Source organism: Exiguobacterium sp. s80, assembly GCF_018618725.1.
Lineage (GTDB): Bacteria > Bacillota > Bacilli > Exiguobacteriales > Exiguobacteriaceae > Exiguobacterium_A > Exiguobacterium_A oxidotolerans.
The window spans coordinates 67,781-80,570 of record NZ_JACSMP010000010.1; the positions used below are offsets into that span (position 1 = coordinate 67,781).

General features: G+C 44.8%; 21 protein-coding genes. 10 read left to right on the plus strand and 11 right to left on the minus strand.

Annotation, left to right across the window (positions count from 1 at the left end; all coding sequences use genetic code 11):
- The first annotated feature begins 13 nt into the window (after positions 1–13).
- A complete protein-coding gene (locus tag KNP94_RS14320; protein ID WP_215115886.1) occupies positions 14–571 on the plus strand; it encodes a hypothetical protein in 558 nt (185 codons plus the stop codon).
- Positions 572–1,411, plus strand: a complete 840-nt coding sequence (locus tag KNP94_RS14325) for a hypothetical protein (protein ID WP_215115887.1) — start codon at positions 572–574, stop codon at positions 1,409–1,411.
- 221 nt (positions 1,412–1,632) lie between these two features.
- Here KNP94_RS14325 and KNP94_RS14330 read toward each other — a convergent pair whose 3' ends face one another.
- Positions 1,633–1,779 carry a hypothetical protein gene (locus tag KNP94_RS14330; protein ID WP_215115888.1) on the minus strand — a complete coding sequence of 49 codons (147 nt, stop codon included), beginning with the start codon at positions 1,777–1,779 and terminating at the stop codon, positions 1,633–1,635.
- Between the two features lie 137 nt (positions 1,780–1,916).
- Between KNP94_RS14330 and KNP94_RS14335 the strand changes: the two genes are divergently transcribed.
- Together KNP94_RS14335 and mobP2 are read left to right on the plus strand one after the other, a co-directional pair.
- The gene (locus KNP94_RS14335; protein WP_052019183.1) at positions 1,917–2,168 is read left to right on the plus strand and encodes a hypothetical protein; all 252 of its coding nucleotides are present in this window, start codon (positions 1,917–1,919) and stop codon (positions 2,166–2,168) included.
- On the plus strand, positions 2,161–3,321 hold the full coding sequence (gene mobP2 / locus KNP94_RS14340) for a MobP2 family relaxase (protein ID WP_215115889.1): 1,161 nt from the start codon (positions 2,161–2,163) through the stop codon (positions 3,319–3,321). The genes KNP94_RS14335 and mobP2 overlap by 8 nt, the downstream gene beginning before the upstream one ends.
- A 46-nt stretch (positions 3,322–3,367) precedes the next feature.
- Here mobP2 and KNP94_RS14345 read toward each other — a convergent pair whose 3' ends face one another.
- Positions 3,368–3,832, minus strand: coding sequence for an SRPBCC family protein (locus KNP94_RS14345; protein ID WP_215115890.1), 465 nt, complete (start codon positions 3,830–3,832; stop codon positions 3,368–3,370).
- A gap of 111 nt (positions 3,833–3,943) precedes the next feature.
- Between KNP94_RS14345 and KNP94_RS14350 the strand changes: the two genes are divergently transcribed.
- The 4 genes from KNP94_RS14350 to KNP94_RS14365 all read left to right on the plus strand — a co-directional run bounded on the left by KNP94_RS14350 (position 3,944) and on the right by KNP94_RS14365 (position 6,389).
- A complete protein-coding gene (locus KNP94_RS14350) occupies positions 3,944–4,399 on the plus strand; it encodes a hypothetical protein (protein WP_215115891.1) in 456 nt (151 codons plus the stop codon).
- Entirely contained in the window at positions 4,396–4,674 is a 279-nt protein-coding gene (locus KNP94_RS14355; protein WP_215115892.1) for a hypothetical protein, read from the plus strand. The genes KNP94_RS14350 and KNP94_RS14355 overlap by 4 nt, the downstream gene beginning before the upstream one ends.
- 5 nt (positions 4,675–4,679) lie before the next feature.
- On the plus strand, positions 4,680–6,143 hold the full coding sequence (locus KNP94_RS14360; protein ID WP_215115893.1) for an ArdC-like ssDNA-binding domain-containing protein: 1,464 nt from the start codon (positions 4,680–4,682) through the stop codon (positions 6,141–6,143).
- 84 nt (positions 6,144–6,227) lie between these two features.
- On the plus strand, positions 6,228–6,389 hold the full coding sequence (locus KNP94_RS14365) for a hypothetical protein (RefSeq protein ID WP_215115894.1): 162 nt from the start codon (positions 6,228–6,230) through the stop codon (positions 6,387–6,389).
- 51 nt (positions 6,390–6,440) lie between these two features.
- Here the strand turns inward: KNP94_RS14365 and KNP94_RS14370 are convergent, their stop codons facing one another.
- From KNP94_RS14370 to KNP94_RS14405, 8 genes are all read right to left on the minus strand, one after another.
- Positions 6,441–7,067, minus strand: a complete 627-nt coding sequence (locus KNP94_RS14370) for an FMN-binding negative transcriptional regulator (RefSeq protein WP_215115895.1) — start codon at positions 7,065–7,067, stop codon at positions 6,441–6,443.
- Positions 7,068–7,087: 20 nt separating this feature from the next.
- Positions 7,088–7,600 carry a GNAT family N-acetyltransferase gene (locus tag KNP94_RS14375; RefSeq protein ID WP_215115896.1) on the minus strand — a complete coding sequence of 171 codons (513 nt, stop codon included), beginning with the start codon at positions 7,598–7,600 and terminating at the stop codon, positions 7,088–7,090.
- 16 nt (positions 7,601–7,616) lie between these two features.
- Positions 7,617–8,069, minus strand: coding sequence for a MarR family winged helix-turn-helix transcriptional regulator (locus KNP94_RS14380; protein ID WP_215115897.1), 453 nt, complete (start codon positions 8,067–8,069; stop codon positions 7,617–7,619).
- Between the two features lie 129 nt (positions 8,070–8,198).
- Positions 8,199–8,759: a DUF5067 domain-containing protein gene (locus tag KNP94_RS14385; protein WP_053451908.1), complete on the minus strand. Its 561-nt coding sequence runs from the start codon at positions 8,757–8,759 to the stop codon at positions 8,199–8,201.
- 21 nt (positions 8,760–8,780) lie between these two features.
- Positions 8,781–9,005 carry a DUF3006 domain-containing protein gene (locus KNP94_RS14390; protein WP_215115898.1) on the minus strand — a complete coding sequence of 75 codons (225 nt, stop codon included), beginning with the start codon at positions 9,003–9,005 and terminating at the stop codon, positions 8,781–8,783.
- Positions 9,002–9,847, minus strand: coding sequence for a ComEC/Rec2 family competence protein (locus tag KNP94_RS14395; RefSeq protein WP_215115899.1), 846 nt, complete (start codon positions 9,845–9,847; stop codon positions 9,002–9,004). Before KNP94_RS14395 ends, KNP94_RS14390 begins: the two co-directional genes overlap by 4 nt.
- A 135-nt stretch (positions 9,848–9,982) precedes the next feature.
- Positions 9,983–10,177, minus strand: a complete 195-nt coding sequence (locus tag KNP94_RS14400; RefSeq protein ID WP_215115900.1) for a hypothetical protein — start codon at positions 10,175–10,177, stop codon at positions 9,983–9,985.
- A 211-nt stretch (positions 10,178–10,388) separates the two neighbouring features.
- Complete coding sequence (locus KNP94_RS14405) at positions 10,389–10,592, minus strand: hypothetical protein (RefSeq protein WP_214859053.1); 204 nt, start codon at positions 10,590–10,592, stop codon at positions 10,389–10,391.
- A 525-nt stretch (positions 10,593–11,117) separates the two neighbouring features.
- Between KNP94_RS14405 and KNP94_RS14410 the strand changes: the two genes are divergently transcribed.
- Positions 11,118–11,324, plus strand: a complete 207-nt coding sequence (locus tag KNP94_RS14410) for a hypothetical protein (RefSeq protein ID WP_215115901.1) — start codon at positions 11,118–11,120, stop codon at positions 11,322–11,324.
- A gap of 76 nt (positions 11,325–11,400) precedes the next feature.
- Positions 11,401–11,838 (plus strand): hypothetical protein, encoded by a 438-nt coding sequence (locus tag KNP94_RS14415; RefSeq protein ID WP_215115902.1) that lies wholly within the window; start codon positions 11,401–11,403, stop codon positions 11,836–11,838.
- Positions 11,839–12,454: 616 nt separating this feature from the next.
- Here the strand turns inward: KNP94_RS14415 and KNP94_RS14420 are convergent.
- The coding region (locus KNP94_RS14420; protein ID WP_215115903.1) for a JAB domain-containing protein at positions 12,455–12,790 on the minus strand (336 nt) is incomplete at its 5' end.

The following is a 12,790-nucleotide window of genomic DNA, read 5'->3' on the forward strand; positions in this document are numbered from 1 at the left end:
GGAGGGATTCATCATGGCATTGACGAGTCGTCATCTCCTCTGGCTCGTGTTGTTCTGTTTGCTGCTGTCGATCAGTGCCAATGTCTATCAATATCGCTCCATCGCATTAGATGAACCGCATCGAATCGTCGAGAAAGACGAGAAGAAGGTGTTACCAAGAACGACGGTTTCAGATTCGACCATCTCGAGTGGCGAACAAAAGCAAGAGCACGATTCGACCATCTCTAAGAGCGCGGAACGCTTCATTACGTTCGCTTTCACATGGGAAGATGGGACCTATCCGACGCGCAAACGACAAGCCGCCCAGTATATGTCGGAGTCTCTCAAACAGACGTTGTTCGCGAGTAGCGGAAGCGATAGTAAGTTCAGCGCTTCGGTCTCGGACATCGAAGTCTTTCCAAGTCGGGACGATCCGGAGCATTGTCTCGTCCGCTTCCAACGGACGTTGACGATCGATGCCAATGGTTATGAAGAGACGTCTGATGAATTAGTTGAACTGACCTTTACACGCCAAGACGGACATTACATCGTCGATCAGATGAAGAGTCTTCAAACGTCAGGAGGTGTCTAAATGCACGCAGGAAAACGAAAGACATTGACTCGTGACTGGTCGAAGCTGTATCTCGGAGCAGGACTGTTCTTCTTGATTGGGTTTCTGTTTTTCGGCTTCTCCTCCCTCTTCTTTGCTGAGGAACAACCGATCAATGCGACACCCATCGGCGAAGAACAACGGTTGACGAATGGACAGACCGTCACGCTTCTCGACTGGTCTCACGATGAGGAGCGGAAGCAAATGCGGGTCCGTCTCCAGTTCGATCAACCTCAAGACTACGCGTCAAAGCTTGTGGCACGAATCGCATATAAGGAACGCCCGACGGATGAGCAACGCGTCCGTGTCGTCTATCAGCAGGACGAGCACTACGTATTCGAAATCGAAGATGTACCGCGTGACTTTGATCAGCTAGCACTACGCTTGTATGTCATTAAGCCTGAACAGTCACTCGAGAAACTGAGTGCTACGAAGCGAGAAGACGCGCTCGTCGAATCACTCTATATGGATCAGCGACGTGTCCTAAAGACATCACTTTCTAAACAACAAGCAGATGACTATGCACAACTTTTTCTCGCTGACGAGCACCTGCAAAGTCAAAAACGGATCAAAAAAATGAAACGCGAACAGATGGATCAAGCTTCTCTCATCCAGCAAATCGAACAGAATATCGAGACGAAACAAGCCACCTTACCCGACCTGACACTCGATGAACAAGTCGAACGCGAGGACGAGATTTTCAATCTGAAGCAGGACAAAGAAGACGCACTGTTACGACAAACGGAATTGAAAGAACAACTCACGCAAGAAGAAAAAAGACAGGATCAGCTACTTGTTAAAGCACGTGAACTGAAATGGTAAGGTGGCAAACACCGTGCCAAAATGCCATTTTTAGTGGCACGCGGTGTGACCTTTTGGCGATTTTGATGATATCAGGGAAACACTAGGCTCCGCCTAGGCTAGCACGCTGAGTGATAGCAGTTTCCCCTTATGCTCTTTTTCACAGTTTTGAACTATTTTTGGTTTTTCTCCTCTAAAAAAATCGACGTACATTTAGTCATTCTATCGACCTTCATCAACTCTTAGATTGATTCTGTTACGTCACTTTTTTCGACTCTTTTCATCTCATGATGCTGTATCTTCGACCAGATATTTTTCAAAAGTTCGACGGTCAAGGAGACGCTCACGGCTTCTCCAAGTGCGTAACCGTGTTCGATGATGGGTTGCATATGTTTCCTCCGTTCTTCGTCTAAGTAGGATCACCTTTCTCACTTCTAATGACAGGAGGAACGAGTGAATTGTTCGGAAAACTTTTCATTGTTTTAAATCATTAAGACTGACTTTTCTGATGGAAGGAGGAAGACGAATGGATCTCTTGATTCGTGACATCGACCCCATATTCGTCAAACAACTCGACGAACAGGCGGAGAAACAGATGTGTTCCCGACAAGAATTGTTGAAAGGATTGTTGACGACCTGGTGCACGGACGGCATCCAGTCGACACAGGTCGCACGCCTCGAACGACAGCTTGAAGCGAATACCTTGCATCTGAAGCGAAGTGCAACCGAACTCGAACTCTTGACTACACTCTTCCGTGAGGTGATGCAGGATGAGTAACATTCCAGGCGTCATCATCAAGTCGAAGTTCAAGTTGCCGCAAGCAACCCGACGTTCGCATCGTTACACGACCTACCTCAGCTACATCGATCGTCCGGAGACGAAAGCACAATCGCATCAATTTGAGAATTACCACGACTATATGGAAGACGAACTGAAATCAAGTGGTCTGTTTACGGCGACGCAAGACCGATTGAATGCGAGGGAACGAGAGCAGTTACGCGATATCTTCCGTCGGGCACAAGAGAACGGTAGCATCCTCTGGCAAGACGTCATCTCGTTCGATGAAGCCTGGTTACAGGAAGTCGGCGTCAAAGAAAATCGTTACATCGATGAACAACGGTTGATGCAGGCGACACGGAACGCGACCGCGCTGATGATCGAAAAGGAACAGATGCTGCATGCGACGTGGACCGCTGCGATTCATTACAACACGGATAACATCCACGTCCATGTCGCGACAGTTGAGACAGTTCATCCACGTGAACGGGGCAAACGTAAACCAAAAACGATTGAGAAGATGAAGGCACAAGTCGTCCAAACACTCGCCGATCGGACACGGGAACAGGAGAAGTTGAATGCCTTTATCCGTGATGAAGTCCTCGCGCACAAACGAAATCATGCAACACTATCCGTTTCAAATCGCGTGCTACATCCGGAACTCGTACGCCAGTATAAAGCGATTCAGAAACGACTACCGGACGACAAGCGGCAACGGTATTACAACATGAACAGCATGCACGAACTGCGTCCTTCACTCAATCAGTTCACCGACACATATCTTGCGACGCATTTCGAGAAAGAACACGCCGCGTTCAAGCAACGACTCGATACGGAGGTCGCATTCTACGAACGGAGTTACGGTTCGGCATCTCAAGCATCGGCTTATCGGAAGACGAAAGAACAGGATCTCTACACGCGGATGGGAAACGCCATCCTGTCCGAGATGCGTGAATCGTCTAAGTCACCTCAGGAGCTTGCAAAGATGAAGACATCCTCACCTAGACAAAAAATCCAGTCAGCGTTTCGACGTGAACGGATCATGCAAGAGACACTCTATCGGATCGGACGACACATGAACGATGAGTGGGAACACATACAAAATCAAAAAGCGTTTGAACTTCTGCAGCAAGAAATCGATCATGATCGATAAAAGAAAAAGTCACCCTTACGACAAAAGGATGACAACCAGAATTTTTTTATCGGCGATTCATTTGAATCGCATAGTCACTCAAACGCTGGAATTCTTCATTGTATATTCGATTCAATCTTGATCTGGAGAGTTTGTAAAGAATAGCATACACCCATTTCGGTGTATCCACTATCAAATCGATTTGTAGCTCTGTTTGATTCTGTTTCGATTGCAAATGGTATTGACCAATCATCGTTCCGATCTCATTCGCAGTTCTGAGATCAATGAAGGAAGGTGCTTCGATTTTCTCGATCCAAGCATCAGCGGAATACCTTTTTCCACGATGCTCTTGGATGACTTGAAGCTTCTGACCTGCGTATGAATATTGCAATGGTTCTCCGTTTGCATAGATATGATCCTTAGTCATATTGCTCCAACTCAGAATGTGTTCATTCTTCGTCAGGTAATCGTATACCTCTTCAATAGGGGCATCAATCAATAGAATAGAATCGTAAAAATGAACTTTTGACATGTTTGTACCTCGCTTTAACTAATTTATCTGTTCATCATATCATTCGAACGGAGTCCTGTTTCTTTGGCAGCCATTTTTACAGTTCATGATTGTATAGGAAGGAGCATACAGATGGAGGAAACGAAGCAAGTACGAATTCGGATGAGTGCTGTGACCGCTGAATTTTTAGAAGAGTATCAGGAGCGAGAACGGTTGTCCGGGATCGGTCCAGCCATCGATCACATCATCCGCGACTATCAGGAGATGATCAAAAAGCAATGGGACTTGAACTATGTCAGTCGTTCCGTCTCGAAACAAATCGAGCAAGAGTTGACGTCTTTTTGGGATGAACAGATCACGAATAGTCTTTCTCCGTTACGAAAAAGCGTCCAACAGACGGATTTTCAAACACAGGTATTGATCGAACTGGTACAAGCTTTGATGCAGACGGAGAGCATCGAGGACATCATCCCGACGACCGAATACCGTCCCTCTTTCCTCGAGACAGCAGAGACGGCTGTCAAACGGCTAATCGACCAACGCAAGCAACATAAGCATTCGGATAAAGAAAGGATGACTCACAAATGAGACGACTCGAAGCTTTCACACTCGCGACATTTCTCGAATTGCATTCGACCCACGTCACCGTCATGATTCATCAAGCGCGCTACGACATTCCCCTTTTACAGGAGGAATACGCGCTACTGCAACTCTTACAGGAAGAACCCTTGGTATTACTCTCGGTATCACGTGATCGCCGTCATCTACTACTGGATCGACTGGCTACCGACCCGATGGTATTAGAAGAGTTAAACGATTTTGAAGGTGCTGCTGATTCGTCCGTTTCGTCGGAAGGAGCGTGAGTGGTATGGCATACAAGAAGAAGACGCGTGAGGATTACCAGAAGGAAGTCCAAGCATTGACCGACAAGATGGAGACACAGCTCGCTTCTCACTTCGTCAGTCAGGAGAGCATCAAGGAACATCTCGACTTCATGAGCCGGTTCCATCGTTACTCAACGCGGAACATGCTGTTGATCGAGGAACAGTTCCAAGGTGCCCGCGCCGTCGGTTCCTATGCGTACTGGGAGAAGCAAGGTGTCCAGGTCCAAAAGGGTGAGAAAGGGATTAAAATCTTCGTTCCCTCCCCCGTTACGTTCATCAAACGAGAGACGGAGTGGGTGGCGTGGAAGGACGCCACGAAGACGGAGCAAAAACGTGCCAAAGAAGGTTCTCTTCCGACGCGGAAAGCGATGTACTACAAGATTGGTCATGTCTTCGAGTACACACAGACCGATGCACGGGAAAAGGGACTTGAAGTCTCTGAACTGTTTGCTTCCTATCATCGAAATGGATCGCTTCGCGAGGCGGAATCGTTTCGCCGCGCGTTGAACGGGATTGCCGAGACACAAGACGTGAAAATACTCGACCAGCCACTGAACGAGCTTGATACCGCGAAAGGATGCTTTTATCCAGAGCTGAACGCGATCGCTCTCAATCCGCGGAACTCGGATATTGAGAACGTGACCATCCTGATCCATGAACTCGCGCATGCCAATCTGCACAACATGGAACGGAATGAAGAACGCGGAATCGAGTTAAAACCACATGAGAAGGAATTCCAAGCGGAGATGGTCGCTTACACGGTCGCAGCACATTTTGGTTTTCCGACGGACGAGTTTTCATTGTCGTATCTCGCCAATTGGACGCAAGGGAGAGACTTGCGCGACAAGGAAGACTTGTTGCACGAAGTCCATCAGACATCCGGTCACTTCATCCGTGAGATCCATGCTTCACTCGAGCAGGAGCAAATCTTGGAACGCGAAGCATCACCTATTAAAATGATTGAGTACATCGAACAGAAAGCACAGATCACAGAACACGGATTACCATTAGCTGAACGGCTAGAACGAATCATGCAACATTCATCGGAGGACGTCGGTGCTTACCTGACGAGCATCGCTAAGCAAGACACGCAGCAAGACCTGTCGTCTTTTGACGAACCGATGATGCTGGTCCATGGGGCAACAGACTTCTTCGAACCGTTCGCGAAAGCCAATGATCGTGACTTTGATGAGCACGAAACAGTCGCCTATACGCTGGTTATCCCGGGGGAAGAACCGATCAGCCAACACTTCCGCATCCTCGATGATGCGATGGGTCCGTACCATCACATCCTGAACACAGAAGTCGTCAGTAAGGAGACCGAACAAGTACTTGAAAAGGCATGGTACGACGAGATGATTTCGACAGAAGATCGTGACCTAGAAAAAGTGCGACAAATCGTAACGCGTCACTTCAATGTACCGGAGCAGGATTTCCGTAGCCGCTAAAAAGATGTCCTCTCCTCTTTTAAAATCAAGTACTATAAAAAAGTAGGATAAAAATGACAATACAGACAAGACGGAGGAATAATCATGACTAATAATCAAGCAATTGCTTATGCTGCCATCGCGATGGAGCAACTTGGCTATACGCATGAACAAATCGAAAAGGTTCAAGCAAGTATGTTGTCTGAGATGGACTGGACGGATGAGAAGACAGCTGAGAAAAAAGCCGAAATCATTTTAAGAGGATAAGAAGAAGGACGCATCTAATGTTTAGATGCGTCCTTTCTGTTGATGATCATATTATTTGATATCCAATTGCTTAAGTCGACTCATTTGATGCGCAATTTCTGTCGAATTCATAGTTTGTTCTTTCGGAAGTTGCTCGATAATGTTCATGTAATCTTCTGTTTTTCGATTCTGACTCAATTTGTTTTGAGCTTGGATGTCTGTCACCTTAAGTTTGAACCCTTTAACACCAGGTAATTCTTTTTCAATTAACCTAGACATTCTTTCTTCGGATGTATACGCATTTTCTCGACCTTGTTCATACTTCAGCATCATTGATTTTAAATCGTATCGTAACTCATCATCGTCCAACAATTTAGTATCACCGTAGACATGAACGGATTGATAGTTCCATGTCGGCACGTTTTCCTCTTGATACCAAGAAGAAGAGATATACGCGTGAGGACCTTGGAATATGATTAATACATTCGTCTCCTGATCCAGTGTTCGCCATTGAGGATTTCCATAAGCTAAATGACCTGTAATAAAGAGCGCATCGTTCTTTTCTGACAGATGAACAGGAATATGGGAAGCAATAGGAATACCGTTTTGAGTGGTGACTAATGTCACGAACGCATGCTCTTTCATAAAGGATAAGACTTCTTTATAGTCATTCATTTTGAAATACTTAGGGATATACATTCACCTGTTCTCCTTCTAGCTTATTTCGAAATCTGCTTTTCCATGATCCAGTCGATTTGTTCATCCTCCCCCATGAAAAAGGAATGTTGCCCACTTTTGATAAATCCATTCTTCTTGTAAAAAGCAAGCGCATTTTTGTTTTCTTCCCATACGCCTAACCAAACTTTACTTACCTGTTGCTCATGTGCAACAGCAAATGCATGATTCAATAGCTCTTTTCCAAGACCCAGTTTTTGAAACTCTTTTCGAATGTAAATACGTTCAATCTCTAATGCATTCTCCCCTACTGCTTCCGTTTGCGCGTCCTTTACGTTTACCTTTAAATATCCTGCAATCGTATCTTGATGCTTAATGAAGTAGAAAAAAGAATATATGTTCGATAACTCCTCACGTAATTTTTCAATATTATATGCCTTGTCTAAATAAGCTTGGAGATGTTGCTCTTCATTATCATGTTCGAATGTCTCCGAAAAAGTTTGAATGCTGATCTCTTGTAAAGTACTTACATCGTTTTCTGTAAAACGTTTAATCATCTCGCATCCTCTTTTCTCAATAATCTCGTTTGTTTCCTTTTTTCACATACTCCCAGTCTTTTTCAATATTCGTTCGAATACGATAAAGGTATTCGAATACTTCATGTTTTTCAGTTTCAGAAAACCCAGTCAATGCCACATCGTTTGAATATGCATGTTCTTTAATGATGGAGGGATAGATTGAGTTTCCTTTAGCTGTCGGAAAGATTTTTTTAATTTTTTTATTAAGATCATCCGGTCTTTTTTCGATGAAACCACCAGATTCTAACTTTTGTAACACTCTCGTTGCTGTTGAACGATCTACTTTAATCAAGTCGATTAATTGTTCTTGAATAATGCCAGGATTCTCACAGATACGCACGATGTACACATATTGTCCTTTAGATAGATTGAGCTCTTTAAACTCCAAATTACTAATTGAATCTAAGGCTCGTGCTATCATTCCGATTTCTCTTAGAATCTCTTTCATAAAGAACCTCGCTTCTGTATGAGTCGTTGAGTAGCTACATAAACTTTAAATTATTTTTATTGCATTTGCAACAAAAATAAGAGAGGAGCAACTTTACGCTGCTTCTCTCTTATTCGTTTAACTCATGATTCATTTCAATTCAATCTTTTTCTCTCCTAGCTCTTTTCCTGATAGTCCTTGAGTAGCTTTCAAGGTGACGACTGCCTTGGGATCCTCAATGTCATAAGCCATAATCCCTTTTGCAGTACCACCCGGTTTGATATCATCCAGCTGATGCTCTAAATAAGAGGCATACTTCTCTTCTTGTGGCGTCATCCCTACCTCTAGCTTGTTAATTGTATCGGTTCCTTCTTGTGTCGCTTCAAAGCATGCAATCCAGACATTCATTCCATTAAGCGGCTTCTTGCTGTCATTCGTCGTCTCATATGTGAAGACGAGTTGGGGCTTTTCGCGGAAGTATTCTTTACTCGGCTCAAGTACTTCTGTCGAAAGAATCTTGACGGTCGCCATGTCGATCTTTAGCGTGTCGTCTTTAAAATAGACATCTTCTTTTTTCGGTTCTGCCACCTCGACCTTTTCAGTCGGATTCGCTGCTTTTTTCGGTGGATCTTCTATCGTCTCTTGTGTGCCGCATCCAACGAGTGATAACCCTAACCCGACGATAACGACCGCTTGTCCTAACTTATTCATCTGCTTCAGCTCATTTCTTTTTTAGTCTTCCCATAGTTCTTCCATCAGCTCATCGATTTCGTCCGACAGTCGCTGGCGTTCTTGTTCATCCTTCTCGATATGACCATATTCATCCATCCAAATAACATCCCCTGATTCTACTGTCATCGGGAAGCGGGAAATCAGGATATCGCGCATCCCATCATCGAACTCAACGACGACCCACTTCCCCTCAATCCGGTCGATGATTCCTTTTCGTTTCGTCATTTCGACTTCTTGATCGTGTAGGACGATCCGTTCCCTTCGAAGACGATCGTGCCACTCTTATCTGTCCGCAGCATCGTCGCCTTCGCTCGCTTCAGGTTCGTCACGACTTCCTTCGTCGGGTGTCCATAGGCATTCTTCCCGACACTGATGACAGCGTACTTCGGTTTAACGTACTTGAGGAACGTCGCGCTCGTCGATGTCTTCGCCCCATGATGTCCAACCTTGAGGACGTCCGCACGTAACGTCTTCTTCTTCGCGATCATGTCCTTTTCCGACTTCAATTCCGCGTCTCCCGTGAACAGGAACGTATTCTTCTTATAAGCGACGTGTAAGACCGCGCTCCAGTTATTCAGATCACTCTTCGCATAGTCTTTGACCGGTCCGACGAACTGCGCCTTCACGCCTTTAACCGGGAGTGAGACGCCCGCCTTCGCCGTCTTGATCGTCAGCTTCTCGCGTTTGACCGCCAACAAGAAGTCCTTGTAGGCTTGCGTCGTGTGTTTGACCTTCGGTGCATAGACGCTCTTGACCTTGAACGAGTCGAGGACTTCATCAAGCCCCCCGATGTGATCAGCATCCGGATGCGTCGAGATCAACACCTCGATATCATCGACCTTCTGTTTCTTCAGATAAGTGACGAGTGCATCGCCCTTCCCTTTGTTGCCACCATCGATGATGATATCTTCACCGCTCGGCATTTTGATGTAGATCGCATCGCCCTGACCAACATCGATATAGTGAACCTTGATTTTTGGTGTCGCTGCCTCTGCACCTTGCAGTGGTCCGACGAGTAATCCAATACTTGCGAGCGCTAAGCTGGCACCCATCCATTTTCGTTTCATCTTTCATCGCTCCATTCCTGATTTGTAAGTTATCTTCAGTATACAGTGAATACCAGGATAAAGTTGGTTATATTTCCCACCCACCTATTTTTATTGATAGGTTAATCTATATATCAATAGACAAAAAAACAGACCTCAATGGGTCTGCTTAGTAAAATGCGTCTGCATGAAGTCTGTCAGTCGATCAACATCGATGAACCATGTCACGTACTCAATCGATCCGTCTACCTCTCGTATGAATCGAAGCTGGGCATCAATCAATGTTACCTTATCTGGTATCTGTTTCCCCTTCGCTTGCTCCATGACCTCAAACATCTCTACTATATTCATGTACTCCACCCCTAACCGATTTGTTAAGCACAGCATAGAACGATTTAAAAGTCTGTACGAACTACCTTAGATAAGGTAAGCGAAGTGATATGTAAGATAACTGAGTCGTTACGAAACAATGCACGATTGATTTTTCACGCATAAAAAAAGAAACGACCTTTTTAAAATCGTTTCTGTCATAAAAATGATCATTCTTATTACGCATATCGAATCAATAGAGATAAATAAGTACACCTACGATTAGAATGAACGGAACCAAAATCATTTTACCTGTTCGGCTCAAAAAGCTCTTCTTTTCTTTTGTAAACAAGAAATCGATCAATAAGAAAAGTCCGAATGCAATCGGTACAAGGTAGAGTAGAGGGACATTTGTAAGTGCTGCACCTAATACATTGGTCGATCCGTCAAATTTCATATGTAGTTTCTCCTTTTTTAGATATCCTCGCATACGACACATCATTCATGACCGAAGCATTAACGACGATCTCATACGTGGACAAGACTCTTTCCTATAGTATGCCATTCCTTCCTCTACATCCTAACCTTTTATTTTCCTTTTTATAATTCTATGGAACGCTCCGTGCCCTCCGTTGCAAGGAACAGGAACGTAGAGATGCCTCGCGCAAGCGAGTCGCAGCTCTCGTTATCGATCCGGCAGGAGGGTAGCGGTGCGATGAGGATGTTGCTGCGTGCAGCCTACAGCCTCACGCATGAGCTCGAAAGTCTTTATGTCGTCCGCATTACTATGGAAACATCAATCCTCTATCCATAGAACTCCGTCCATTCACTCACTTCTTCGCTCATCCATGCATTGCAAAACTTCTTCAATTCTGCCACAAAATAATTTTTCCAAAATATAACTTTGTATACAATTGTAAATTACATAAAATCGTTATATTATAAAAGGTAATAAAGTATTGTGAACGTATGAAGAGTAGAAATGCTTGTATCTGGAAAAGTATATTTATTTGCAACAATCCATGATGAGAAAATGGATTGGCACAACCCAGTTCCTGCTTATGGAGAAGTTCTTATTGAAGATGGCGAAGATATTCAAACTGTAGTTGATACGTATGAAACTGCATTTGAGAATCAAACGATCTCACCTATCATGGGGAGACACGATGAACTCGAGTTAAAAGAATGATTTGTTGAGGAACAAGCCGCTCAATAAGAACACTTAAACTTTTTTAAAAATAATCTTTATCAAAGGAGAGCGTTTTATGGGTAAATTTAAATGGATTGGTGTTTTAGTAGTATTGGTTGTTCTATTTTTTGTGTTTGACCCTTTTCGTGGGGAACCACCAAACCCCAAAGTAGAAGCACAAGGAAAAGATATTCCAACGGTTCAAGGATCATTTTGTTGGGATGGTCTATTGCGCAACCAATGTGTCGATAAAGTATATGTCGACGGACTCGATATGACGAAAAAAAGCAAACCAACTGTAGTATCCTCAAATAAAAAAATCGATATTTCGTTTGAAGACGAACCGGAATCTATTGAGATCGTTCGTTGGAAAGATAAGCAAGATGCTGAAAAAGTTACTTTAACTGGCGATGCCGTTACTGTCCCGAAAGAAACAGGAACGTATGCCTATGAAATCAAAGCAAAGTGGTCCAATGGTGACGGACAATTCGCTTTTTTGGTTAAAGTAGACTAACCCCCTCCCCTTTCCCCATACTTCCTCTTCTACCAACAGTCAATTGGCTGTTGGTTTTTTTTATTAATAACCAAGTATTTGTGATAAGACCTATATTTTAAATTAATTATTTCTATTTTTAAAACGCTCCGTGCCTTCCGTCGCAAGGAACAGGAACGTAGAGATGCCTCGCGCAAGCGATGTGCAGCTCTCGTTATCGGTCCGGCAGGAGGGCAGCGGTGCGATGAGGATGTTGCTGCGTGCAGCCTACAACCTCACGCATGAGCCCGACAAATCTCCTGATGTTGTACATTATGTAGAAAGAGCATCACTACCTATCTACAGGAGGATTGATTCACTTCAATCAGCTATCTCTCCTCGAACCTTCATTCACTCCACTACTTGTCTCACTACTGTATCCTCCATCACACCCTTCTATATAGAAAAGATCCGATAGACTTTCTCACCCGCAGTGGATCCGTCCACTGCGGGTCTCTCATTGCCCTTGGATTCGGGACGAATCCATTCCTTACTCGCTTGCGCTCTCTCAAAAGAAAAACGACGTCGTTTTTCGTCCATACTCTTGCGCGCGCGGACAGGACGGAGGTATCCCGTCCGTCTACGCTCTATCGTCTCTTTACAGCACACCTTGTGCTTTCAAGCTGACGTATTCGTCTCCGGCACCGACGATGATGTGGTCAAGAAGCTGAATACCGACGATGCGTCCGACCTCGACGAGCCGTTCGGTCACCTCGATATCTTCCCTCGATGGATGCGGGTCACCGCTCGGATGCTGATGGCTGACGATGAGCGACGTCGCATTGTTGAGGATGGCGGACTTGAAAATTTCTCTAGGGTGGACGACGCTCGAGTTGATGCTACCGACGTGTGCCCGATGGACGGCAATGACGCGGTTCTTCGTATTGAGTAGGATGACGAGGAACACCTCACGGTCATCGTCCTGGATGAAGCG